The organism is Pedobacter nutrimenti (genome assembly GCF_003208655.1).
GTDB classification, from domain to species: domain Bacteria; phylum Bacteroidota; class Bacteroidia; order Sphingobacteriales; family Sphingobacteriaceae; genus Pedobacter; species Pedobacter nutrimenti.
The window spans coordinates 55,530-79,642 of the sequence record NZ_QKLU01000010.1; the positions used below are offsets into that span (position 1 = coordinate 55,530).

Below are 24,113 nucleotides of genomic sequence, written 5' to 3' on the forward strand. Positions count from 1 at the left end.
TTGTAAATAAACCAAAGAAAATGGCAGAGTTGAAGTTACACAGCCCCAGGGCCCGTTCAGGAAATTTTTCTATCGAAAGACAGCACTACGAAAATGTTGGCCTAAATGAACGCCTCATTTCTATGCTGCTTGGTGGCGTACTCATGGGCCGCTCTATCGGAAATCCGTTCCGGAGCAGGTTTCTTTATGGCGCCTACCTGGCTTACCGGGGTTTCACCGGCAATTGCGTTCTATATGACTATCTGGGCATCAATGGAAAAAAACCACATGCCATCAACATCAGGGGTGAATTTGAAATAGAACTCCCGCCTGCAGAAGTCTATTCCCAGTGGAGAAACTTAAACAACCTGAGCGGCCATATTGACCGCCTGCTAAATGTAAAGGTACGGGATGAAAAACTGTCCAGCTGGAAAGCCGGCATACTGCACAACCTTTTCTCTATGGAATGGGAAGCGCAAATTGTAAAAGACCAGCCCGGTCATTTAATTGGCTGGAGAGCTACCAAAGACAGCTTGTTAAGACATGTAGGCCGCGTAGAATTTGAAAAAACTGCAGACCCCAACATTACCCTGCTCAAAATAGTCCTTTCTTACCACCCCCCTGGCGGCGGCTTAGGTATTGGCCTGTCAAAATTATTAAACCCTTATTTCGAACAATTGTTAAAAAAGGAAATTAAAAACTTTAAGTACAACGTCGAAAACCGGACACCCGTTTTTATATAGTTTGTATTAACGTTCACGGATCAGCTTAAAAAACTCTTCCCTGTAGGTCTCTCCTATTGGGATCGAATTGTCTTCAATGTAAATGCTGTTTCCATCCACCAGCCTGATTTTATCCAGGGCAACAATATAAGATTTATGGACCCTGTAAAAAGGTGGCCGTGGCAGCTGGCCTTCCAGATCCCGAAGGCTTTGATACGTTACAATTCTTTGTGTAGGTGTATAAATGGAAATGTAGTTTTTTAAACCTTCTATATACAGGATGTCTTCATAATTGACCTTCAGGAATTTATTTTTACTTTCCCCCTTCACAAAAATATAATCCTGTACGGGCTGTTTTGCAGCAACAGCAGATATTCCCTCTGCCCTCTGCCCTGCCCCTGCAGCAGACACTGCCGGCTCCAGGATCGTTTGTGCCTTTTGCGCAGCCTTATAGAACCTTTCAAAAGGAATGGGCTTCAGCAAATAATCAATCACATCGTGCTCAAAACCATCCAGGGCATATTCCGGATAGGCTGTAGTCAATACCACTTTGCACTTGTTCCCGCATATTTTCAGAAACTGGATCCCGGTCAGTTCCGGCATCTGGATGTCCAGAAAAACAAGGTCTACCTTTCCATCCTGGATCAGTCCTAAAGCTTCAAAGGGGTTGGTTGTTGTCCCAACCAATTCTAAAAACGGGACCCTTTTTATATAAGTGGCCAATATTTCGGAAGCATAAGCTTCATCGTCAACAGCAATACAACGGATCATCTGGTAAAGGTTTTTTGGAGTTTTTGAAGGTAAACAATTTAAAGCTCAATGCGCAGCCTGCTTTGATAAGACGCTCCATCATTGTCTATATTCAGCTCATACTTTTGCGGATAAATCAGGTCCAGTCGGCGGTAAATGTTCAGCAACCCTATACCACTGGACCTGTCTTTCTGGTGATGGCTGATCTTATTGAGCACTGTAAAAACCAGCTGCCTGCCATTTAAAACTTCCAGATGGATTTTTACAGGAAAACCTGCATCATTAACCAGACCATGTTTAAAGGCATTTTCCACAAATGGGATCAGGATCAAAGAAGAAACCCGCTGTTGTTCACTAATCCCCGTTGTGGTGAATTCCACAAAAAAATTAGGGTCAAAACGCATTCTAAACAATTCTATATAACTTTCCATATACTCTACCTCCCGTACCAGGCTTACCTTCCCGTCCGCGCTTTCGGTGAGGGTATAGCGCATCAGGTCAGATAAACGCAATACCGCCGAAGCCATTTTATCGGAAACCGGAATGGCCAGGGAGTAAATATAGTTTAGGGTATTGTATAAAAAATGAGGGTTAATCTGCGACTTTAAAAAAGAAAGCTCAGCCTTTATGGCCTCGTTTTTTAATTGTTTTGCCTGTTTTTCTGTCTTAAAGGCCCGCTCGGTCCCCCATACTGCAGCAGAGATCATAATATAAGAAGTACCGAAATATAAATTGTCTTTAATGTAATACCAGAGCGGGGTAGCCTTGGGATAGTTTCTGATCCCCAAAAACTTAGGAAAAAGCATTTGTTCTATAAAATAGCGTAAAAAGATAAAACTGGCCATCGCCACCACCAGTCCCCCTATCAACTGGGGAATTTTTCCCTTTTTAAGAAAACGGGGATATACCCAAAGATAGCACACGTAAAACTCCACAATTTGGACCACAGTCATCGAATAGCCAAAATAATGGTCTCTTTCTCCATAAATAATCTCGCCCAGAAAAAAATAGGCAATCAGAAGGGTCCAGCAAAGGACATGGATAAGAATAATTTTTTTTTTGCTCATGTTTCAAAACTACTAAAACCAGGTCTTGCATTTTATTTTCTTATTCAAGCCTCTGTTTTTTTTATCCCAACCCCTCACTTTTCTATATCAAGGGCCAATATTCAAGTATACACCTTTCGGATAATAATTCCGGGCCTTGGGATCATTTTCTTTAGATGCTTTCTGCTCCTTAGCACCTTTGAGCAAACAAAACACAATTATGAAAACTTTATACCAATCCTGCCTGATCCTTTTCCTTTTTCTGATTTCTATTTCAGCCGCAACAGCCCAGTCCGCAAAGGTAAAAGGGACCATTATAGAAAAAACAAACGGCCAGCCGCTCCCATTTGCCTCGGTATTGCTCATTCATCTACCAGACTCCCTCAAAAACGGTGTGCAAATGAGCAATGAAAAAGGTCAATTTACCTTCATCGATGTCCGGGAAGGAAAATACATACTTAAAGTCATTGCCGTGGGTTATACCACCCGTCAAAGTCAGCCCTTCCTGCTTGCACATACAGACCTGAACTTAGCAGCCCTATCCTTAAGTGCAGATGTCCGTACTTTAAACGAAGTCAACATTCAGCATAAACTTCCTGTTGTGAACTATCAGGCCGACCGCACTGTTCTGAATGTAGAACAAATGAACACCGCTGGAGACAATACCCTCGAAGTTTTACAAAAAGCGCCCGGTATTCGCCTGGATAAAGACGACAACCTGATTTTCAAAGGTAAAAGCGGGGTAAATGTAATGATCGACGGAAAAATGAGCTACATGAGCGGTACAGAGTTAAATACCTATCTCAAATCGCTGCCTGCATCTGTATTGAGTAAAATAGAACTCATTTCCAATCCTCCGGCCTCTTTTGATGCTGCAGGTTCAGCAGGTATTATTAACATCATTTTAAAACGCAATAAAATGCAGGGCAGTAATGGCAGTGTGACCGCCGGTATTGGCCAGGGTAAATACGAAAAAGCCAATGGCAGCATCTTGCTCAACAACAATACAGGAAAAATAAGTACTTATGTACGTTTAAGTGCAGGCCGTTACAATTCTTACAACAGACTGACCATGAACCGTCAAATTGGCTATGAACAATTCAACCAGGTAAATTACTGGCACCCTCAAGGCATGGCTTATAATTATGCTGCCGGTGCCGATTATTTCATGACCGAAAGACATACCCTGGGTATCCAGTTTAAAGGTTTTACAGAGCCCGAAAAAACAATGGTTAACAGTAATTCTGTTAACTACAACGCAGCAGGCCAGCAGGCAGGCCGGGTAGAAATGTCCAACCCTCAGCGCAACCAAAGTGGCAATTCGGCTTTTAACCTTAACTACAGATTTAAAATAGACACAACCGGACGCGAATTGAATTTCGATGCCAATTATGTAAATTACAACAACAACAAAAATGAAACCTTTGTAAATACTTACTTCACCGCAGACAACAACCTGGCTGGTCCCGCCATAGATTTACGCAATAACGGAAATGGGTCTGTTTCCATTTACGCTTTAAAAATTGATTACAAACATCCTTTTTCGAAATCACTGCTCATGGAAGCAGGCTGGAAAAGCAGTTGGGTAGATTCCAAAAGTGACCTTAAATTCGATTCACTCAAAACACAGGGCTGGATCCAGGATCCCCGGAGAACCAATCTTTTTCTGTACAAGGAAAACATCAATGCTTTATATACCTCTTTCAGTAAATCCTTTGACAAAGTAGAGCTCAAAGCAGGCTTAAGGGCAGAACAGACCATTGGAAACGGAAGTTCTTCAGGAACCGTTTCAGATATTTCCAGAAAATACCTGCAATTGTTCCCAAGCGCTTTTCTGACCTGGAAAGTTACGGCAGATCATTTGCTCAACAGTTCTTATACCCGCAGGATCAACCGTCCTTCTTATGGCAGCCTGAATCCTTTTGCTTTCTACACCGATCCTTACACTGCCATTCAGGGTAATCCGATGCTCCTGCCTTCCTTTTCCAACTCTTATGAACTGAACTACAGCTATAAAAACTTTAGGATACTGAACATCAGTTATGCCAAAACCAATCAGGACGTAACAACGGTCATCTATCAAAATGATGTGAGCAAACAGAGCATCAGCAAGTACGAAAACCTCGGGCAAACCACCAGTCTTTACTTTGCAACAGGAAGCCCATTTGACGTAACCAAATGGTGGAACACCAATAATGACCTTTCCATTGCTTTTGACCGAACCCGATCTGCCGTTCAGGGTGGTAATTACAATTTTTCCCGCTGGTCCTGGTCCATCAGCTCTGACAATAATTTTACCTTGCCAAAAGACTATGTACTAAACATTTATACTTCTTACAATTCCCCTTCTGTTTCAGGATTGTTCAAAACCCTGGCAGCTTATACCTTAAATGTTGGCGTAAAGAAAACCTTAATGAATAAAAATGCCACCTTAAGTTTTAAAGTGAACGACGTATTTGCAACAAGCCGGTTCCGGGGGATCCTGCAATACAACAATGTAAATACCTACTGGCAAAATGAATGGGAAAGCAGAAGGGTTTCCTTAAGTTTCTCTTATAAATTTGGAAACATGAAACTCAAAACTGCCCGCAATAGAAAAACAGGCACAAGTGAAGAAGAAGGCCGTGTTGGTCAGTAAATAAAAAAGGCCGGTAATGAAGTGCCCCCAAAAAGTTAGACACTTATTGGGGGCATTTTTATGTTATTTATATAATTAGTGGCCCATACTCGCTGCCGTGATACCGCCTACAATGGCAAGTAAAAAGATCAGCACATATAACGCGATCACCACAATCATCAGTATGCCCCAGAACTTAAAAAAAGATTTTAAGTTTTTGATCGCCACACTTAAGCTCAGCTGATCACCATACAATACTGCTTTATACGCTGCAGTAGAATGTTTATACATCAATAAACTCGGATAAAAATAAAGCAGGGCAATTAGCAAAAAGTATACGGTTAAAACCCCTGAACCTAAAGCGGGCATCATCGGGTTAATTTTAGCCAGTGCAGACATTAACGCACCCATTCCAAAAGCAGCCATTGCGGTTAGCCCTGTAATGATAAAGCCAACAATAGCTAAAAATTTTGTCCATTTGGCCATGTCATAAAGATAGCTCCTGATGTCTTCAGTAACTATCAGTTGTATCTCCGGATGTACTGCTGTTCCAGCATGTACCTCTATAGGCTGAACGGGTTGCTGAGGAGTAAATTCCGGTTGTGGTTCTTCGTTGTTTTCCATTTTGAAGGTGATAATTTAAATGATAATTTCCCTAAACATAAATAATTTTTACTTTCCGCGCAAGTATATTGAACAGCAGATTACAAAAAATTTGATACCTTTGCGCCAAATTAAGACAAATCTATTCATGGCATTACAATGTGGTATAGTGGGTTTACCAAACGTTGGAAAATCTACCTTATTTAACTGTTTATCAAACGCAAAAGCTCAGGCAGCAAATTTCCCTTTTTGTACAATAGAGCCTAATATCGGGGTAATTACGGTTCCCGACGACAGGCTGACCAAACTGGAAGAACTGGTGAAACCAAACCGGGTGGTCCCAAATACTATTGAAATTGTTGACATTGCAGGATTGGTAAAAGGTGCATCAAATGGTGAGGGTTTAGGTAACCAGTTCCTGGGAAACATCAGGGCCACCAATGCCATTATACACGTATTGCGTTGTTTTGACGATGGCAATGTCATCCATGTGGATGGCTCGGTAGACCCGATCCGGGACAAGGAAATTATTGATACAGAATTACAGCTGAAAGATCTTGATACAGTAACCAAAAGAATCCAGAAGGTTGAAAAAATGGCCAAAACCGATAAAGATGCCAAACGGACTTTTGACGTATTGAGCATTATAAAAACTCACCTGGAAAGTGGTAAATCTGTACGTTCTGCAGCTGTGGAAGCCGATGATTTTGATTTCATTCAGGACCTGGGTTTGTTGACCCAAAAACCGGTCATGTATGTATGCAATGTGGATGAAAACTCCGTTATTAATGGAAATGCCTATGTAGACAGGGTTAAAGAAGCTGTAAAAGATGAAAACGCAGAAGTTCTTGTCATTTCTGCAAAAATAGAATCTGAAATTGCAGAATTGGACAGTTATGAAGAACGTCAGGAATTTCTGGCCGACCTGGGTTTAACGGAATCTGGTGTCAATAAACTGATCCGTGCGGCATACCGTTTACTGGACTTATATACCTATTTTACCGCTGGTGTACAGGAAGTAAGGGCATGGACCATTACCAAAGGTTTTACCGCCCCGCAAGCGGCAGGAGTAATCCATACCGATTTTGAAAAAGGCTTTATCCGTGCAGAGGTGATAAAATACAATGATTTTGTAACCCTTGGTTCCGAAAATGCCTGTAAAGATGCCGGTAAGCTTGGTGTTGAAGGAAAAACTTATGTTGTAGAAGACGGAGACATTATGCACTTCCGTTTCAACGTATAAAAAGCATACACAATTAAATGTAAAAAGGCAGTTCTTTCAGGAACTGCTTTTTTTTATATAAAGATCTACAGAAAACCCTAGAGCAGGACCCCCTTCAGGAACATCACTGCTACCGAGAAGTAAATAATCAAACCCGTTACATCCACCAAAGTAGCTACAAACGGCGCAGAAGAAGTTGCAGGGTCGGCCCCAAGTTTTTTAAGTAAAAGTGGCAGCATAGACCCCGACAAAGAACCCCAAAGCACCACCCCAACCAGGGCTACCCCAACCGTACAGCCAATCAGTATCCAATGTGGGCCGTACATGTCCGAAAACATCGTCCACACAAATATTCTTAAAAACCCAATAACACCAAGCGCTATTCCCAGCATCAGACCCGACAGGATTTCGCGGCGCATAACCCTCCACCAGTCAGCTACTGTAATTTCTCCAAGGGCCATGGCCTGGATAATTAAAGTAGAAGCCTGCGAGCCGCTATTTCCACCACTGGAAATGATCAGGGGAACAAACATGGCCAACACAACCGCTTTAGCAATATCTGCTTCAAAATGTGCCATTGCTGTGGCCGTTAACATTTCCCCAAGGAATAAAATAACCAGCCATCCGATCCTTTTTTTCACCAGTCCAAAAAGCGGCATATCCAAATAAGGCTCATCCAGGGCTTCGGTACCCCCGATTTTATGCATATCTTCTGTGTACTCTTCATTGGCAATCCAAAGAATATCATCTACGGTCACAATACCCAGCAAAACATCATTGTCGTCCACCACTGGTAAAGCGACCCGGTTGTTCATCCTAAAAACATTAATGGCATCTTCCTGGGGGGCATTTACATTCAGTGCAATGGAACGGTTATCGGCAAGATCACCGATTTTAGCCTCAGGATCCGCAAGCAATATTTCCCGGATCCGGATGTCATCCAGCAATACACCACCTTTATCAATCACATAGATCACATCGATTGTTTCAGAATCCTTTCCATAACGCCTGATGTGCTCCAGTACCCGGCTCACTGTCCAGTCCTTTTTAACAGCAACATAATCCGGGGTCATTAAACGCCCAACGCTGTCCTCTTTATAACCCAGAAGAGATAAAGCCTCTACCCTTTCTGTGGCAGGCAAAAGCTGGATCAGCTTGGCAACCGCATCACCTTTAAGCTCACTGAACAGGGAAGTCCTGTCGTCTGGTGGCATCAGGTTAATCAGCTCTGTTAGCTTAGGACCAGATAATTTTTTAAGAATTTTTCCCTGGGTAGGAAAGTCCAGGATTCTGAACACATTTACCGCCCTTTTGATGGACAGTGTATCTATAAATTTAACAGCGTACTGGGGAAGTTCGTCTATCAGATGTTCTACATCTGAAATATTCAGATCATCTAGGTAAACTTTTAATTGTGCATCGTCTCCCTTATCTATCAGTTCAACTACTTCTTCAACAATCAATTCTTCCATAAATATGCGGGTGTTTTTTACATGTTTCTGTTGCTTTATCAGGATTGCAAAAGTGAGGTTTTATTTTTAATAATTCCACCTTTTACTACCCAAAATTCGTTCCATTTGAACGTTTATTTTTAACAATTGCCAATAAACTGTCCAAAAAGAAAAATTTCAACATGTAAGGCACCGGTCACAAGGCCGTTCCGCATTTACAGGAATAAAATATTAAACTTTAAATTCGTCCAGGGAATAAGGAAGCTCCTCACAAAAAAAACCATAATTTTCGAGAATATGCTTCACCTGCTGCGTACAGGGAGAAGCACTAACCACCCGAAGAATCTTATCTGTATCTTCAAATGCAAAAGACCAGTTTCCCACACTAAGATAAGCATCCAGTTCGGGCCCGATCCCAAACAAGGCATTTTTATCCACCACCGAAGTTTTAAAAATCGTTATATACATTTTTTGTTGTTTGTCTTTTAACCTGTTTAGATTGTTTAACACCGGGGTCTTGTAAAGATCAGATTTATAAGCAAATAAACAAAAGGATAATTCACTCAAACGGCCAAAATACACGCTGAACTTCATTTTAAACGGCCTGGGCAGGACAACAACTCATCCAAAAGAATTACCATATTTAAAATTTACAGCGAAATTCTCGCTCTTACTGGAATTTTTTCTACTTTTGCAACTCTTTAATTATACTGGCTTTCGTAGTTCAATGGATAGAATGTCAGATTCCGGTTCTGATGATGGGGGTTCGAATCCCTTCGAGAGCACAAAAAAACGCCTTAACTTCACATTTAAGGCGTTTTTGCTTTAATCGCTTACATTTAAGCTGTAATTTATTTTAATCGGGTGCATTGTTAAAATTTTCAACATGACAACAAAGAATCGTTCCTTTTCCTTTATTCCCTTTGTGATTAACCTCATTATACCTTTTGGTTTTGGGGTCCTGGGCGGCCTGCTCACCATGCAGTCGGTAAAAACATGGTACCCTACCCTGGCCAAGCCCTCTTTTAATCCACCAAACTGGATTTTTGGCCCTGTATGGTCGCTTCTATATATACTAATGGGTGTCTCTGCTTATCTGGTCTGGAAAAAAAGATCGCAGATCGCTCATTTTCCCCGGACAATAGCCATTTATCTGATCCAACTGGTGCTGAACCTGATGTGGTCCTTTATTTTTTTCTATGCCCACCGGATTGGCCTGGCCCTGATAGAAATTATAATCCTGCTGGTGGTGCTGATTGTAAATGCACGCGTATTTTATAAAATTGACAAAACAGCCGGATTATTGTTTATCCCTTATGCACTTTGGGTAAGTTTTGCAACACTGCTTACCTACAGTATTTATTCTTTAAATTAAGAAATTACATTCCATTTACTTATAAATTTAAACAGATTCTTAACAAAGGGCAATTTTAAGAAATAGAACTCCTATTTTTAGAATGTGATATTTTTAAGAAACAGTTTTCTTCTTTTGTTAATTTTTTGTGGGCTCCATGCCTCTGCACAAAAAGTTGGCCTGGTACTAAGTGGTGGTGGTGCCAAGGGTTTGGCGCACATCGGTGTCCTGAAAGCCCTTGAAGAAAATAACATCCCAATAGATTATGTGACCGGAACTTCTATGGGGGGTATTGTGGGCGCCCTGTATGCGGCAGGTTATTCCCCTGCACAAATGGAAAAAATTGCCCTCAGCAAAGATTTTCAGGATTGGGTCAGCGGAAAATACACCAGTGATTACAGTTTGTTTTTTCAAAAAAATGGGCCTAATTCATCGGTTATTACCGCTAAGCTCTCTGCAGACACAAGCTTAAGATTAAGTTTCCGTTCCAATATTGTCAATGACATCCCTTTAAATTTTGCCTTGCTGGAACTTTTTTCCCAGGCTTCTGCCATTGCAAAGGATAATTTTGACAACCTTTTTATTCCATACAGGTGCATGGTTTCAGATGTATTGCTGCAAAACAGCATTACCCTCAAACAGGGTAGTCTGGCCGAGGCTGTCCGGGCAACCATGACCGTTCCCTTTGTTTACAGGCCCATAAAAATAGATGGCAAATTTGTTTTTGACGGAGGGATTTACAACAACTTCCCCGTGGACGTCATGAAAAAAGAGTTTAAACCCGATTATGTCATCGGGGTGAATGTTTCTTCCAAAACCTTTAAAGAATACCCCAAAGACAATGACGACCGCTTACTTAACAGGTCGCTGATCTATATGTTTCTGGCCAAATCAGATTCGACCCTGATCGGAAAAGATGGCGCTTATATTCAACCCAATTTATCGGATTATACAGCTACCAATTTTTATCCTGTAGAAGAACTCATCAAACAAGGCTATGATGCGGCAATGGCTGGTATGGAGCAAATCAAAAAAGCTGTACAACGCAGAACCAAAGCAGAAGAACTGATCCTGAGAAGAAATACTTTTAACAATAAAAAACCCGACCTGCGCTTCAATGCCATTACCGTAAGTGGTGTAAATAACCAGCAAAAAAAATATGTAGAACGGCTGTTTAAAAGGGACAAGGCTACCTTTGACCTTTCCGACATTAAACAGGGCTATTACAAACTGGTGGCCGATGAAACTTTTGAAACCGTATATCCCAAAATAGCTTACGATCAAAAGACAGACAATTACATTTTTGACATCATAGCCAAACCAAAAAAAAGTTTCAAAATAGACCTGGGCGGCAACATCTCTACCAGACCCATCAGTGCTGTTTTTTTAGGGCTGCAATACAGTTACCTGGACCAAAAAGCGTATAATTTTGGGGTCAATTTCTATTCCGGCAGGTTTTATGAATCTTTCCAGCTAAATGGAAGGGTAGATTTCCCCAGCCGGCTGCCTATTTTTCTGGCAGCAGAAATGACCTATAATCATTATAATTTCTACAACACCAGCACCATTTTTATTGAAAACCCACACCCGACCTATGTAGAACAATCAGACCGGAAAATTGACATTAAAGCCGGTATACCTTTAAACAGGGGAACCAAAATCAGTGCAGGTACCGCTTTTATCAGCAATGTAGACCGCTATAGCCCAACCAACACCTTTAATGTAGGCGATATCCTGGATAAAACCATTTTTAATGGAGTCAGGTTCAATGTCTCTTTTGAACAAAACACCCTTAACCGTAAACAATATGCCAGCAAAGGCCGTAACTTTTTAATGAGTGCAAATTATTTTGTCGGAACTGAGCTTTACTCTCCAGGAAATATTTCAAGAAATACAGAATTAACCAATCTGATAGACCTTCAAAGACACAACAGGAGCTGGGGAAATATTAAAGTCAGTGATGAAAATTACTTTTTTCACAAAGGAAAATATACCCTGGGCTACCAGGCAGAAGCTGTGATATCAGACCTTCCTCTATTCTCAAATTATTATTCCACCCTTCTGGTGGCTCCGGCATTTTATCCGCTGCAAGATAGCCGTTCGGTCTTTTTGGAAAAATTCCGTGCAGCAAACTACCTGGCGGGCGGGCTTAAAAATGTCTATACCATCAGAAGAAACCTCGACCTGCGGGTAGAAGCATTTGTTTTCCTGCCCTACAAAGAATTTCATCAGGAAGGTTTTCAAAATGTAGACAACACCAAGGCTTTCAGCAAGTGGCATTACGCCGGCACTGCCGGACTGGTGTACCATACGCCGGTAGGCCCAATCAGCTTCAGCTATAATTTATACGATGATCCGATAAAAAGAAACGGCGTTTTACTACATTTGGGCTATCTGATATACAACAAACGATCTATAGAATGAGAACACGCTGCATCATTTTTTTCCTTTTGTTCCTGAGTTTTGGTGCCTTTGCCCAAAAATCCGACATTAACAATTTTCTGGTTAAGGAAAGCCTGCTCAAAAACAGCAAGCTGGCCATCATTGCAGCAGACTCTCTGGATCACCCACAAGAAAGCATTAACGGCATCTATACCTTTAGTGTAAGCGGCTTTACCCAATCGCTCAAGTTCAACGATGGCGTTGCCATTTTACCCCTGCAACTGGAAAAATCAACTTTTGTATACATCAAACACGTTAACGATAAAGGCACCCACAGCAAGCTGGTTTATGTTTACAAAAAAGACGGAGACTTAAGCCCCTATGCCTTCAACAGCATGTGGTTGGTCCTGATCCCCCTGGTTCTAATTTTCCTGGCCTTTGCCTTCAGAAAATTTATCATTTTTGCTGTGATCCTGTTCCTGATTTTCATTTATTTTAACCACAGCAACGGGCTCAGCATCCCTACCTTTTTTGAAACGGTATTTGACGGACTGAAAAAACTATTCTAGAAAGGCAGACCAATTCCAAAATTGTATTGTACAAAACGGTAGTTATCCGGGCTGTGCGTGGTATAATAGTTTGCTTTAAACTCCTTCCCGCCGCTAAAGAATTTACTGATTACCCATTGGTCCGACCCGCTGAACATCGGGTCCTTGATTTTCAGGCCCACATCGAAACGGAATACAAAATAATCTACGTCATAACGTAAACCTACACCGGTACCAATGGCTATCTGATCAAAGAGTTTCTGGAATTTAAACTCTGAATCCGGATTATCCCTTATTGCAGATTTCGAAACATTCCAGACATTTCCGGCATCTACAAAAACAGCTCCCTTTAGTTGGGCGCCAAAAAATTTGTTCAGGAGTTTATAGCGGTACTCAAAATTGGTTTCTATATGCAGTTCCCCCAACTGGTCCAGACCAAAAACAGCCCTCCTAAGATCCTCCGTCGTTAAGACTTTACCACGGTCATAATTCCCTGGTCCAATGGTCCTGGCCTGCCAGGCCCTGATCCCATTAGAACCGCCGGCAAAAAATGACTTATCAATTGGTATACCCGCTCCTGATGAATTTCCATAAGCAATGGCCGCCCCTGCATTTAATCTGGCTACAAACTGCCTTGCGCCCCCCAGGTTTTTATACCAGCGCACATCAATTTCCGGGCGGACAAATTGTGTATAAGGAAGTCCCAGAATTTTGGCCGGTTCCAGTAAAGAAGGATCTGTTGCACTAGGAACCCTATGGTCATTTCCAGTTAGTTTAGAAATAGCCTGTAGTAAATTCCCTGCTGTTTCAAGTCCTCCCCTAAAATAAATAAAGCTGGCTGGTAACAACAGCTTACCCTGGTTCAGGATATAAGAATACTTCATGCCCAGGGTAATATTCTTTTGATTAAGTAAAATAATATTATAAAAATTTGCCCTGTATACTTCAGGGTCAGTAATCAAAACATTCCCTAACCGGTATTCTATATTCAAAGGGGTAAAAGAATGGATCTTATACTTGGTCTCATACCAGTCATAAGTCATAGAAGTTTGAAATATCCTTCTGGAAAGCACATCTTTTTGCAGGGAATAAATATAACTGATGGCAAAAGAGGTATAAGGCATTCCGTTTTTACCCATTAAAGGGATTTTAAAAGGCACCATGAGCCTGGGTACTGCCAAACTGGTACTGATCGAAAAATCCTGCTGGTAAATGTCCTTAAAAATTGAACCCCCCCCATCTACTCTCGACTGTACACCTCCCTTTACCTGGACCTCAAAACGCTCAGCCCCGCGAAACATATTGTTATTGGTATAGGTATTTCCAAGCGTAAAGCCAATGGTTCCGGCATTAAAGGGCAATTCCCCTTCAATCCGGTTACTCATTTTCTTTTGAGGAATCAATCGGATAATAGGCTCTACCTTCGCAGAACTGTCTTTTGCTTTCAGGTAATCGATCTTTACATTTTTAAAGGCATTCAGCTGGTACAAACGGTCATAGGTTAGCTGGTCCTTGGTATTGTCATACAGCTCCCCTTCCTTAATAAAATCATAACGGACTATTGGGTTCCTTCTAAAGCGTTTGGAATACGAAGTGAACCGGATGCCATTGGCAATATGAGGGTTACGCACCAGGGAGTCTGTTGTAAAACCATCCGCATCGGGTGCAATAAAAATATTTGTTTCTCCTATGGTATACTGCCGGTGTTCTTTTTGGCCCTCCGGATTGTCAACAATCATCGTGACTTTTGCTTTGCCATCATTGGAATTGGAATCTACCGAATAACGGATATAAGGCTTTAAAAAATCAAAATACCCATTTTGTTTGGCAATCTCATATATTTTGTCCCTTTCATAACTCAAGGAATCTTCATCGTAACGCATCCCGTCTTTTAAGTGAGTAAGTCCCTGTTTACGGGAAAAATACAAGTCTTTAATTTTAGGATCTTCAAAATCGTAATTGATTTTACTAATGAAAAAACCTTTGCCGGTATCTGCCTTAAAATAAACCTGTGCCCTTTGTTTTTTAACCGTGATCGAAGAATTGACCTTTGCATTAAAATACCCCTTACTTTTTAAAAACTTTTCAATCTGCGAACGGGAAATTTCCACCAGGGTACTGTCCAGCAAGGGTGCCGGGTTACCAACAGATTTGGTTTTAAAAAGTCCGTAAAACAAATTATACAGCCCGACATTAACACCCAATTTTGGGGCCGGCCGAATGTCCTTTTGCACATAGGTATAAGCTTCCTCCTGCATTTTTTTTGGAATACTGTCTATTTCTACCTTTTTCACGATGGCCTGATAGTCCTGTATGTATTTTGTAGAAGAACAGGCAGTGACAAAAAGAATAATAAATAGTAATATTGCAGGAAACTGGATCTTCGTTTTATAATTAGGGTATGCTTTCAAAATCTCAGATAGGTTTTATTAAATCATTACATCAAAAAAAGTATCGTAAAGAAAACGGAATATTTATTATTGAAGGTATTAAATCAATAATAGAATTTATTCCATCAGCTTATCAGGTAAACAGTATCTATTACCTGGCTGAATTTAAGTCTTTACTACCTAATTTGCCACCAAATATAAAGTTATTTGAAGTAAACCATGCTGACCTTGATAAGATTAGTACTTTACAAAGTCCGCAGGGTATCCTTGCCTTGGTAAACATTCCCGATCATTTGCCCTTTGAAGTCTCGGGATTAAAAAATTCTTTTAGTCTGGTACTTGACGGAATCCAGGACCCGGGAAACCTGGGAACAATTATCCGTACGGCCGACTGGTTTGGTTTCAAAAACATCATTTGCTCCCAGAATACGGTCGAGGTTTACAATCCAAAAACGGTTCAGGCCACTATGGGTTCTTTATGCCGGGTCAATGTTTTTTATGAACAACTTCCTTCATGGCTCCCTTTGGTTAAAGTTCCGGTCTTCGGGGCACTTCTGGAAGGGAAAAGCAGTTTTGAGTTAGAATGGGGGAAAGAAGGCGTTCTGATTTTGGGCAATGAAGGCCAGGGAATCAGCCCGGAAGTTCTGAAATTTATCAGCCATCCGGTAACTATTCCAAGGATTGGAAAGGCTGAGTCTTTGAATGTTGCCATCTCTGCAGGTATCTTATGTTCAGATATTAGCAGAAATTTAAATAAATAAATTGCATAATAACTTATAATTGCTATTTTTGCAACCTGAATTTAAACAGGGTCGAGTGGCCGAGTGGCTAGGCAGAGGTCTGCAAAACCTCCTACAGCGGTTCGAATCCGCTCTCGACCTCCAGATTTATTATAAATTAAAAACACAAAGGTTAAGACCATGGCAGTTACCAGATTAAAAAGAAAAGACAGAAAAAATAAAACAACTTCCCGTTTGGAAGTTAAAACATTGAAATTAGCTACTAACCTTGAACTGGGAAGCCGTTCAAAACAATCTTCTAAAGATCAGTTGGCTAAAAACAATGCTGTTATCGCAAAACTTACTGCTCAGGCATAAGTTTTCTTTCTTAAAAGGATTTAAAACACTTCTGGTTTCCAGAGGTGTTTTTTTATGCTTTTATTTTTGATGAGAAGGAAATCGCTGGCAAAGGGATAAGGTTTAAAAATTAACTATACTGAATAATTCAGATACTCTGTTTCGGGGCAGCGCCTGGTCAGGCTCCTACGGAGCAGCGACTGCCTTATTTGTTTTCCCAAACCAACTTATCCAAAAAACAAAAATACAACACGATACAATCCCTTTTAATCACCAACCCTGTTTTTGTTAAAAATTTCCAACTTAAATACACTTGTATCCACCTTCACGGCATGCATTTGTTTGTTCAGTGCATGAACAGCTTTTCTAAAAAGCCTCTCACTCATTCCTGAACCCGTCTTGCCGGCTAGATACAATTTAAAAGTGGATGGCCTGAACTTAACATTGGCCAGCATCATCTTCATCCCAGGAAAGGCTTCGGATATCGCTTTGTCCAGAGAAACCGTGTCCTGTAAAGGAACACCGGTCTTGATGTCAAATACCCTGGCAGAAACCGAATCTTTCGAAGTACCACCTGGAGACGGGAATTTTAATTCAGGATCATAGGCCCTGAAATACAACCAGGTTTTGGTACTGTCACCACTATTGAAGCTGCTTTTGGTCAGTTTTTCTATACGATTTCCTTTCCCCACAATATACAGGTTCAATTCAGCGGAGTCCGGATGATCAATAAATGCCCTCAGGCTCTTATTGGCCGACACATATTTAAAGGCACTGATACCAGTGGGGTTGCCCATATCCAGATCAGGCAAAAGTGTCAGACTGGCACTGCTGTCATTGCTGTATAAAAAATAGGGCCCCGATTTAACGACCAATTTTTCCAGAACCACTTTTGCTTCTGCAGAGGTCCTTTCAAACAACTTTTCCGAACTTTTAACCATTTCAGGTCCGTTAAAATCATTGGATTTAAACCAGTCCTTACCACAAGTGCGTACCAGGGCTAGTACTGCAAAAACCAGTCCTATAGGAAGTACCCATTTGGAAGAATTATTTTGTTGTTTAACTTTCTCTAACTGTTCAGCCAAAGAAGGCACAGCCTGTTTTTCGGACAACACATTTACACCAGATGACACCTCTTCTGAGGAAAACACAGGTGGTTTTACCGGCAAAGATTTATCCCCTGTCTTTTTCAGTTGACCTTCCAGGGCCTGCGTAAAATTCAAAAAAGTATCCAGGTCTTCCTTGCCATGAAACATGTTATCCCTGGAATTGAGTGCCCAGATAATTTTCCGGCCATCTTTTAATTTCAGTTGTATACAGGGTTTCGCGTACAACATTGGAGAAGAGATTGATAAAATATCATCATAATTGACCTTTCCAAAATAACTGGAATCCAGATAACTGTCTTCAACCCGAATCACATCATGAGCTTTTACTTTTAAAATAAACAGCCCCAGGCCCAATGCCATTGGTCCCATTAACACCAGCATAAAGATCCACATTCTGACACCCGGATCCAGTAAAAAAAGAAAAGGGATACCTGTAAACAGCAAAGCCATATACCGCATCGCCTTAACATTCTGGAACTTAAATTCGTAAATTTTACCCATTATTTATTACCCGTATTGCTGCTTAAAAAAGTTAAAATCAAAATAATCCAACCCCCATTAAGCGATCCACACAATAACAAAGCCAAGAAATTTAACCACAGAGAATTACTCACACAAAACACAAACGCTAACCATTTTCCCTAAACAAAATGCCTAAGCCCCGGATACGAACCAGAATTCCTTACTTAAGTTTTTAAACAAATAAGGCTGCGCTGTGACGGGGTGATTGGCTGGGCTGCTCCGCAGGAGCCTGACCAGGCGCTGCCCCGGAGCAGTGACGGCCTTATTTGTTCTTCCGAAAAAACATCCTAGTTAGCCACCCAAACAAATAAGCACCCAAAGACAAAACGGACTGATTATCCCTTACTAAATTTTCAAACAAATAAAGGCTGGGCTGCCCCGGAGCAGTGACGGCCTTATTTGTTCTCCTAAGGAAATGTCCCTTTAAAAAACGGTAATTACAACAACTCTTTACAAATCCTTTTGATCAAACCCGGTCCTTCATAGATAAAGCCCGTATACAACTGCACCAAAGAAGCACCAGCTGCTAATTTTTCTTTTGCATCCTCAGGAGAATGTATCCCTCCTACTCCAATGATTGGAAAGGCCCCTTTTGATTTTTCTGAAAGATAACGGATCACTTCAGTAGAACGGCTGGTTAAAGGCTTACCACTAAGGCCTCCAGCTTCGCCGACCAGTTCAGGAGCACTATACAATCCATTACGGTCTATGGTCGTATTGGTGGCAATAAGTCCTGCAATGCCTGTGGTCTGCACAATTTCTACAATATCGTCCAATTGCTCATTGGTCAAATCGGGTGCAATTTTTAACAATATAGGCCGGCTGATCCCGTTTTTGGAATTGCGTTCCTGTAATGTTTTCAACAAATTGGTCAGCGGTTCCTTTTCCTGCAGCTCCCGCAACCCTGGGGTATTCGGAGAACTTACATTGACAACAAAATAATCCACCACATCAAACAGGCGGTCAAAACATTTTATGTAATCATTAACCGCTTCTTCATTCGGGGTGACTTTGTTTTTACCAATATTACCGCCAATAACAATAGAAGCATCTTTTTTCTTGAGCAAGCGCAGTCTTTCAGCAAGGGTGTCCACGCCCTTATTGTTAAAACCCATACGGTTAATGATTGCTCCATCCTCCTGGAGCCTGAACATCCTGGGTTTATCATTACCAGGCTGAGGCATCGGGGTTACTGTACCCACTTCTATAAAACCAAAGCCCAGATTGCTAAGGGCCTCTATGTATTCGCCATTTTTATCAAAGCCTGCAGCCAGTCCAACAGGATTACGGAATTTAATTCCAAAAACCTCCCGCTCCAGCCCCTTAATGCTCACATCAAAACTGCTTCTGAGAATGGTCTTTCCCAATGGAAAATAATCATTGAACCATTTTAACCTTCTGACCACAAAATGGTGAACTTTTTCGGGGTCAAACTTAAAGAATACAGGCTTAATTATGCGATACATAGGGCGAAGATAGGAACGTTTTCAGCGATCACAAAGCAGAGCAGGCAAGTTTTAAAATAAAATTTTACATTTCCCCTTTAAAAAAGCTATAAATTAAGCTAATTCTTAGCCTGATAGCCTAAATAACTCTGCTTAAAATCGTATTTTTGCAGCCAAATGATTTCAATAAACGACTTAACTTTCCTTATAGGCTCCAGAGCTTTATATGATGAAGCAAACTGGCATATAAAACCCGGAGACAGAGTGGGCCTCATTGGCGCCAATGGAACCGGAAAATCTACCCTTTTAAAAATAATTGTAGGAGAATACGCGCCCTCATCCGGTTCGGTTTCCATGTCTAAGGACCTGAAAATAGGCTACCTGAACCAGGATTTACTTTCCTACGATTCCCACCATAGCATTTTGCACGTTGCCATGGAAGCTTTTGAGCGCCAGAACCAGCTGCATGATGAAATTGAGGTCCTGCTCAAAAAAATAGAAACCGATTACTCGGAAGAGGTTTTAAATAAACTCAGTGACAAACAACAGGAATTTGAAGCACTCGACGGTTACAACATCGAGTACAGGGCCAATGAAATTTTAGCCGGTTTAGGTTTCAGCACACAGGACCAGCAAAGGCCCCTGAACACTTTTTCAGGAGGATGGAGAATGCGTGTCATGCTGGCAAAAATCCTGCTGCAAACCCCCGACATCCTGCTGCTCGATGAGCCGACCAACCACATGGATTTACCTTCCATTAAATGGCTGGAAACTTATTTAATGAGTTTTGAAGGTGCTATTGTGATCGTATCCCACGACAGGTATTTTCTGGATAAAGTAGTGAACCGGACAGTAGAATCCCGCAAAGGAAAACTTACTGCCTATGCCGGCAATTATACCTTTTACCTGGAAGAAAAAGCCTTAAGGGGTGAAATACAAAAAGGGGAATTTAAAAATCAGCAGGCCAAAATCAAACAGGAAGAACGCCTTATTGAACGTTTTAAAGCAAAAGCAAGTAAAGCCAAAATGGCCCAGTCCCGTATGAAAGCACTGGATAGACTCGAACGTGTCGAAGATGTAGACGACGACAACCCAACGGTAAACTTTAGCTTTAAATTTACTAAACCTTCCGGAAGACATGTGGTGCGGATCGAGCAAGCCAATAAAAGCTATCCGAATGTACATATCCTTGAAAATGCCGAAGGTGTCATTGAAAAAGGAGATAAAATTGCCCTGATCGGTGCCAATGGTAAAGGTAAATCGACCCTACTCCGCATTATTGCCGGCGCAGAGGGTTTTGAAGGAAAATGCGAAACCGGCCACAATGTGACCACCACTTTCTTTGCACAGCACCAGCTGGAATCCCTGCATTTGGACAACAGCATCCTGGAAGAACTTCAGGCATTTGCCCCTAAACATACCGATACAGAACTTCGTTCTATTCTGGGTTGTTTTCTTTTTACAGGGGACGATGTGTTTAAAAAAATCCGTGTCCTGTCCGGAGGAGAAAAGTCAAGGGTAGCCCTGGCCAAATCCTTAACCACAGACTCCAACTTTTTGATCCTCGATGAGCCCACCAACCACCTGGACATCCAGTCGGTTAACATCCTGATCCAGGCCCTGAAACAATATGAAGGAACTTTTATTGCGGTTTCCCACGATAGGTATTTCCTGGACAATGTGGCCAACAAAATCTGGTTCATCGAAAATAAAGACATTAAAGAATATCCGGGCACTTACGCCGAATACGAGGAATGGAACAGTAAAAGGCCACAGCCTGTTGCAACCAGTATTCCTTTTAAAGCTGAAAAAGAGGCAAAGCCAAAAGCCGAGGAGAAAAAACCTGCATCCCCGAATGTTCAGCAACAATTGAAAAAACTGAACGATCAGCTTCAAAAAACGGAAACTGAAATTGCAGCGCTGGAAGGTAATGTAAAAACCATAGAAACCCAGCTTGCAGACCAGCAGGTCTACCAGGACCCGGTAAAACTCGAACAGGCAAACCAAAAATATTTAGCGGCAAAACACCAGCTGGACAATGCACAAAATGCATGGGAAGACCTGGCTGCCGAAATTATGGAACTCGAAAGCAAATGATTAAAACAAACGGACTGCTCTTTTTTTTGCTGACCTGCATGCAATTTGCATTTGCACAGCAAAGTACCCTGGTGTATGACAATCATATTTATCTGCCCCAGATCAAAACAGTACAATGCTATAACGCACAAAAAGAACAGTCCGTTCCTGTTATCGCCCTAAAATCGGGTGAACAACTGCTTTTTTCTTTTGATGACCTCAATGGCGGCAGTAAAAATTACTGGTATGCCATTGAACATTGTACCTCAGACTGGCAGCCTTCCAGAATCTCTACCCTGGACTATGTGGAATCTTTTGCAGAAGACCGCATTGTCGATTATAAATACTCTTTTGCGACCCTTCAGAAATACACCCATTACAACCTCCGTCTACCCAATGAACAGGTCCGGCCAAAAATTTCAGGGAATTACCTGCTCAAAGTTTACCTCGACGGGGACCAGAAAAAACTGGTCCTGACCCAGCGCTTTTATGTCCTGGACAATAAGGTCAGTGTAGGGGTTGAAGTTACCCCAAGTCTGCAGGTCCCTGAAAGATCTTACAACCAAAAAATCAATTTCTCTATATTCCATAAAAACCTGGCCATCCAAAACCCTTACATAGATGTAAAGGCGGTGGTGATGCAGAACTTTGATCCTCAAACGGCCATCACCAATACCAAACCTTCCTTTATCAGAACAAATGAACTGGTTTACAATGACCTGAACACCAATGATTTTAAAGGAGGCAATGAATTCAGAAAATTTGACATCCGCAGTTTAAGGTATACCGCAGACCATGTTCAAAACCTGGAAAAGGACAGCATCAATACCGCTGTGCTGTTCCCCGACATTACTGCAAATGCCCAGAAATACACCAACCAGTTTGATGAAAACGGTAATTTTTACATCCGCAATCAGGATGGCCGGGATGACAATACCGAAAGTGACTATGTAAAAGTCTTTTTTACCCTTCATGCCCAGGCCCCTGCTACCCCTGGCGACGCCTATGTAGTGGGCCGTTTCAATAATTACATTTTAAGTGAGGAAAACAAACTCGTTTACGAAGATTCCAGAAAAAAGTTCTATGCAAGCCTGCTTTTTAAACAAGGGCTCTATGACTTTAAATACGTATGGAAAGACCGTGAAACGGGCAAAGTCAACGAAAGTATTTTTGAAGGATCCTTTTTTGAAACCGAAAACAATTATCAGGTGTTTGTTTATTTCCGCAAGCCGGGCAGCAGATGGGAAGAACTCATTGGCTATACCATGATCAATACCGTTAAGCGTTAAGCCCTCATTTCAGCACCCATACCGAAACATTTCCGGCCGCACAGGGAAAAGCTGCCTTACCCTGTTCATCTACCAAAATTTCTTCTGTGATGCGCCCGAGTGCATCAACAAAACTTTTTCCACTATGGCGTTGCCCAATTTCCATTTCCTTAAGCCCAGCAGTCCCATTGCTCATCACCACCGCTATGCCCGAGCCAGATTTTTCGTCCGTTCCTTCCCTGGTCCAGCCTACACAGCTTGGGTGGTCAAAATAATCCCTTTGCAAACCATAGGACAAATCTTTTCTGACCCGGCACAGTTCCGGTAATTCTGCCAGTGCCACCAGTTCGACTTCTGCCTCGTCTCCTTCGGGGTCTTTGTCTGTATAGGTACAGCCATACAGGTCCGGATAAAACAAACAGGGAATACCCTGTTCCCTTAATAAGATCAGCGCATAAGCCAGGGGCCTGAACCAAAAATCCACATAAGATTCCAGTGCCTGCAGCGGCTGCGAATCATGGTTATCCACAAAGGTAACCGACAATTCGGGATGATAGGCCACAAGGGTCCCCTCGAAAATTTTGCTCAGGTCAAAGTGCTCCCCTTCTTTGCCCGCCAGGTACAGGTTATGGTGCAAAATAGAATCAAAAAGCTGCATTCGTCCATCGGTAAGCCCTAAATAGGCATCCAGTGCTTCTACCCCCTCTATAATCCAGTTTTCGGCCACGACAAAAAAGTCCCGGTTAAAGGTGCTTTTCATATGGTCCAGCCATTCATTTAAAAAATCAGCAGCAATATGTTTTACCGCATCCAGACGAAAACCATCCATGCCACAGGTTTTATAATACCACTCCCCCCACCTTTTCAGCTCTTCGCGCACAGCAGGGTTCCTGAAATCTACATCATTAAACATCAGATAATCGTAATTCCCGTTTTCCTGTGAGGGCACTTCCTCCCAGCCCTCCCCATATTCATTTTGAATGGAGAAAATCCCTTCCCGATCCGGATCAACAATTTTATCCACCCCGCTGAAACACTGAAAGTCCCATATAAATTCCGAATAAAGGCCTTTTCTGCCGGGGAAAGTAAATTTTGTCCAGGCCTGGGCCTGGATGACCTCTGAAGTAAATTCCAGCCGGTTTTGCGGGTTTACTTCCCTGACTTTGACCTCCTGGAGTTCATCGGCACCCGCTTTATGGTTAAAAACCACATCTGCAATGGCCGATATGCCCGCAGCTTTAAGTTTTTTAATGGCCAAAATGTAATCCTTTTTGCTGCCATACCTGGTTTCTACCGTGTTTTTCTGATCAAATTCGCCCAGATCAAAAAGATCATAACAATCATAGCCCACTGAATATCCTCCTGAGGTGGCTTTATAAGCCGGAGGTAGCCAGGCACCCGTCACCCCTAAAGACGCGAGTTTTTTTGCTTCGCCAGCTGTTTTTTTCCAAAGCGGGGAATGGTCATTGTAATACCAGTGAAAGTACTGGATCAGTAGCTGATTGATCATAAATATAAAGGTGGGTTTGTTCGCTTATGCAATACAATAACAT

The 24,113-nt window shown here is 41.8% G+C and carries 19 protein-coding genes and 2 tRNA genes; 12 read left to right on the forward strand and 9 right to left on the reverse strand.

Translation table 11 applies throughout. The features are described 5' to 3' along the window. Window positions 1–20 precede the first annotated feature (20 nt). The gene (locus B0O44_RS22580; RefSeq protein ID WP_110834491.1) at window positions 21–722 is read left to right on the forward strand and encodes a YgaP-like transmembrane domain; all 702 of its coding nucleotides are present in this window, start codon (window positions 21–23) and stop codon (window positions 720–722) included. A gap of 6 nt (window positions 723–728) precedes the next feature. On the opposite strand, the gene B0O44_RS22585 is transcribed toward B0O44_RS22580, so the two are convergent. Further along, a complete protein-coding gene (locus B0O44_RS22585) occupies window positions 729–1,472 on the reverse strand; it encodes a LytR/AlgR family response regulator transcription factor (RefSeq protein ID WP_110834372.1) in 744 nt (247 codons plus the stop codon). Window positions 1,473–1,510: 38 nt separating this feature from the next. After that, window positions 1,511–2,518 (reverse strand): sensor histidine kinase, encoded by a 1,008-nt coding sequence (locus tag B0O44_RS22590; RefSeq protein WP_110834373.1) that lies wholly within the window; start codon window positions 2,516–2,518, stop codon window positions 1,511–1,513. Window positions 2,519–2,717: 199 nt separating this feature from the next. Between B0O44_RS22590 and B0O44_RS22595 the strand changes: the two genes are divergently transcribed. Further along, the gene (locus tag B0O44_RS22595) at window positions 2,718–5,135 is read left to right on the forward strand and encodes an outer membrane beta-barrel family protein (RefSeq protein ID WP_110834374.1); all 2,418 of its coding nucleotides are present in this window, start codon (window positions 2,718–2,720) and stop codon (window positions 5,133–5,135) included. A gap of 75 nt (window positions 5,136–5,210) precedes the next feature. Here B0O44_RS22595 and B0O44_RS22600 read toward each other — a convergent pair whose 3' ends face one another. After that, a complete protein-coding gene (locus tag B0O44_RS22600) occupies window positions 5,211–5,738 on the reverse strand; it encodes a DUF5362 family protein (RefSeq protein ID WP_170123394.1) in 528 nt (175 codons plus the stop codon). A 127-nt stretch (window positions 5,739–5,865) separates the two neighbouring features. Here B0O44_RS22600 and ychF point away from each other — a divergent pair, with 127 nt between their 5' ends. After that, window positions 5,866–6,960 carry a redox-regulated ATPase YchF gene (ychF, locus tag B0O44_RS22605; RefSeq protein ID WP_110834493.1) on the forward strand — a complete coding sequence of 365 codons (1,095 nt, stop codon included), beginning with the start codon at window positions 5,866–5,868 and terminating at the stop codon, window positions 6,958–6,960. Window positions 6,961–7,037: 77 nt separating this feature from the next. Here ychF and mgtE read toward each other — a convergent pair whose 3' ends face one another. After that, entirely contained in the window at window positions 7,038–8,411 is a 1,374-nt protein-coding gene (gene mgtE / locus B0O44_RS22610; protein WP_110834375.1) for a magnesium transporter, read from the reverse strand. A 210-nt stretch (window positions 8,412–8,621) separates the two neighbouring features. After that, the gene (locus B0O44_RS22615) at window positions 8,622–8,858 is read right to left on the reverse strand and encodes a hypothetical protein (RefSeq protein WP_146229891.1); all 237 of its coding nucleotides are present in this window, start codon (window positions 8,856–8,858) and stop codon (window positions 8,622–8,624) included. Between the two features lie 245 nt (window positions 8,859–9,103). On the opposite strand from B0O44_RS22615, the gene B0O44_RS22620 reads away from it, so the two are divergent. From B0O44_RS22620 to B0O44_RS22635, 4 genes are all read left to right on the forward strand, one after another. Next, a tRNA-Arg gene (locus tag B0O44_RS22620) sits at window positions 9,104–9,175 on the forward strand. Window positions 9,176–9,276: 101 nt separating this feature from the next. Further along, window positions 9,277–9,765: a TspO/MBR family protein gene (locus tag B0O44_RS22625; RefSeq protein WP_110834377.1), complete on the forward strand. Its 489-nt coding sequence runs from the start codon at window positions 9,277–9,279 to the stop codon at window positions 9,763–9,765. Between the two features lie 114 nt (window positions 9,766–9,879). Beyond that, a complete protein-coding gene (locus tag B0O44_RS22630; RefSeq protein ID WP_110834494.1) occupies window positions 9,880–12,168 on the forward strand; it encodes a patatin-like phospholipase family protein in 2,289 nt (762 codons plus the stop codon). Beyond that, complete coding sequence (locus B0O44_RS22635; RefSeq protein WP_110834378.1) at window positions 12,165–12,695, forward strand: hypothetical protein; 531 nt, start codon at window positions 12,165–12,167, stop codon at window positions 12,693–12,695. Before B0O44_RS22630 ends, B0O44_RS22635 begins: the two co-directional genes overlap by 4 nt. On the opposite strand, the gene tamL is transcribed toward B0O44_RS22635, so the two are convergent. Continuing rightward, window positions 12,692–15,085, reverse strand: coding sequence for a translocation and assembly module lipoprotein TamL (gene tamL, locus B0O44_RS22640; RefSeq protein WP_110834379.1), 2,394 nt, complete (start codon window positions 15,083–15,085; stop codon window positions 12,692–12,694). The genes B0O44_RS22635 and tamL overlap by 4 nt on opposite strands. On the opposite strand from tamL, the gene B0O44_RS22645 reads away from it, so the two are divergent. From B0O44_RS22645 to B0O44_RS22655, 3 genes are all read left to right on the forward strand, one after another. Next, a complete protein-coding gene (locus tag B0O44_RS22645; protein ID WP_110834380.1) occupies window positions 15,076–15,825 on the forward strand; it encodes a TrmH family RNA methyltransferase in 750 nt (249 codons plus the stop codon). The two genes, tamL and B0O44_RS22645, sit on opposite strands and share 10 nt — an antisense overlap. A gap of 49 nt (window positions 15,826–15,874) precedes the next feature. Next, window positions 15,875–15,948, forward strand: a tRNA-Cys gene (locus tag B0O44_RS22650). Window positions 15,949–15,984: 36 nt separating this feature from the next. Further along, entirely contained in the window at window positions 15,985–16,161 is a 177-nt protein-coding gene (locus B0O44_RS22655; protein WP_110834381.1) for a spore protein, read from the forward strand. Between the two features lie 245 nt (window positions 16,162–16,406). On the opposite strand, the gene B0O44_RS22660 is transcribed toward B0O44_RS22655, so the two are convergent. Both B0O44_RS22660 and B0O44_RS22665 read right to left on the reverse strand, forming a co-directional pair. Then, window positions 16,407–17,750, reverse strand: a complete 1,344-nt coding sequence (locus B0O44_RS22660; RefSeq protein WP_110834382.1) for a hypothetical protein — start codon at window positions 17,748–17,750, stop codon at window positions 16,407–16,409. A 458-nt stretch (window positions 17,751–18,208) separates the two neighbouring features. Beyond that, on the reverse strand, window positions 18,209–19,237 hold the full coding sequence (locus B0O44_RS22665) for a quinone-dependent dihydroorotate dehydrogenase (protein ID WP_110834383.1): 1,029 nt from the start codon (window positions 19,235–19,237) through the stop codon (window positions 18,209–18,211). A 156-nt stretch (window positions 19,238–19,393) separates the two neighbouring features. On the opposite strand from B0O44_RS22665, the gene B0O44_RS22670 reads away from it, so the two are divergent. Both B0O44_RS22670 and B0O44_RS22675 read left to right on the forward strand, forming a co-directional pair. Beyond that, entirely contained in the window at window positions 19,394–21,313 is a 1,920-nt protein-coding gene (locus B0O44_RS22670; protein WP_110834384.1) for an ABC-F family ATP-binding cassette domain-containing protein, read from the forward strand. Continuing rightward, complete coding sequence (locus tag B0O44_RS22675) at window positions 21,310–22,581, forward strand: type IX secretion system plug protein (protein ID WP_110834385.1); 1,272 nt, start codon at window positions 21,310–21,312, stop codon at window positions 22,579–22,581. The genes B0O44_RS22670 and B0O44_RS22675 overlap by 4 nt, the downstream gene beginning before the upstream one ends. A 4-nt stretch (window positions 22,582–22,585) precedes the next feature. On the opposite strand, the gene amyA is transcribed toward B0O44_RS22675, so the two are convergent. Then, window positions 22,586–24,070: an alpha-amylase gene (amyA, locus tag B0O44_RS22680; RefSeq protein ID WP_110834386.1), complete on the reverse strand. Its 1,485-nt coding sequence runs from the start codon at window positions 24,068–24,070 to the stop codon at window positions 22,586–22,588. Between the last annotated feature and the right edge of the window lie 43 nt (window positions 24,071–24,113).

Bases quoted from the DNA above. Each gene is read 5' to 3' on its own strand.
- B0O44_RS22580 (WP_110834491.1), top strand. From the start codon at position 21: ATGGCAGAGTTGAAGTTACACAGCCCCAGGGCCCGTTCAGGAAATTTT.
- B0O44_RS22585 (WP_110834372.1), bottom strand. From the start codon at position 1,472: ATGATCCGTTGTATTGCTGTTGACGATGAAGCTTATGCTTCCGAAATA.
- B0O44_RS22590 (WP_110834373.1), bottom strand. From the start codon at position 2,518: ATGAGCAAAAAAAAAATTATTCTTATCCATGTCCTTTGCTGGACCCTT.
- B0O44_RS22595 (WP_110834374.1), top strand. From the start codon at position 2,718: ATGAAAACTTTATACCAATCCTGCCTGATCCTTTTCCTTTTTCTGATT.
- B0O44_RS22600 (WP_170123394.1), bottom strand. From the start codon at position 5,738: ATGGAAAACAACGAAGAACCACAACCGGAATTTACTCCTCAGCAACCC.
- ychF (WP_110834493.1), top strand. From the start codon at position 5,866: ATGGCATTACAATGTGGTATAGTGGGTTTACCAAACGTTGGAAAATCT.
- mgtE (WP_110834375.1), bottom strand. From the start codon at position 8,411: ATGGAAGAATTGATTGTTGAAGAAGTAGTTGAACTGATAGATAAGGGA.
- B0O44_RS22615 (WP_146229891.1), bottom strand. From the start codon at position 8,858: ATGTATATAACGATTTTTAAAACTTCGGTGGTGGATAAAAATGCCTTG.
- B0O44_RS22625 (WP_110834377.1), top strand. From the start codon at position 9,277: ATGACAACAAAGAATCGTTCCTTTTCCTTTATTCCCTTTGTGATTAAC.
- B0O44_RS22635 (WP_110834378.1), top strand. From the start codon at position 12,165: ATGAGAACACGCTGCATCATTTTTTTCCTTTTGTTCCTGAGTTTTGGT.
- B0O44_RS22645 (WP_110834380.1), top strand. From the start codon at position 15,076: ATGCTTTCAAAATCTCAGATAGGTTTTATTAAATCATTACATCAAAAA.
- B0O44_RS22655 (WP_110834381.1), top strand. From the start codon at position 15,985: ATGGCAGTTACCAGATTAAAAAGAAAAGACAGAAAAAATAAAACAACT.
- B0O44_RS22660 (WP_110834382.1), bottom strand. From the start codon at position 17,750: ATGGGTAAAATTTACGAATTTAAGTTCCAGAATGTTAAGGCGATGCGG.
- B0O44_RS22665 (WP_110834383.1), bottom strand. From the start codon at position 19,237: ATGTATCGCATAATTAAGCCTGTATTCTTTAAGTTTGACCCCGAAAAA.
- B0O44_RS22670 (WP_110834384.1), top strand. From the start codon at position 19,394: ATGATTTCAATAAACGACTTAACTTTCCTTATAGGCTCCAGAGCTTTA.
- B0O44_RS22675 (WP_110834385.1), top strand. From the start codon at position 21,310: ATGATTAAAACAAACGGACTGCTCTTTTTTTTGCTGACCTGCATGCAA.
- amyA (WP_110834386.1), bottom strand. From the start codon at position 24,070: ATGATCAATCAGCTACTGATCCAGTACTTTCACTGGTATTACAATGAC.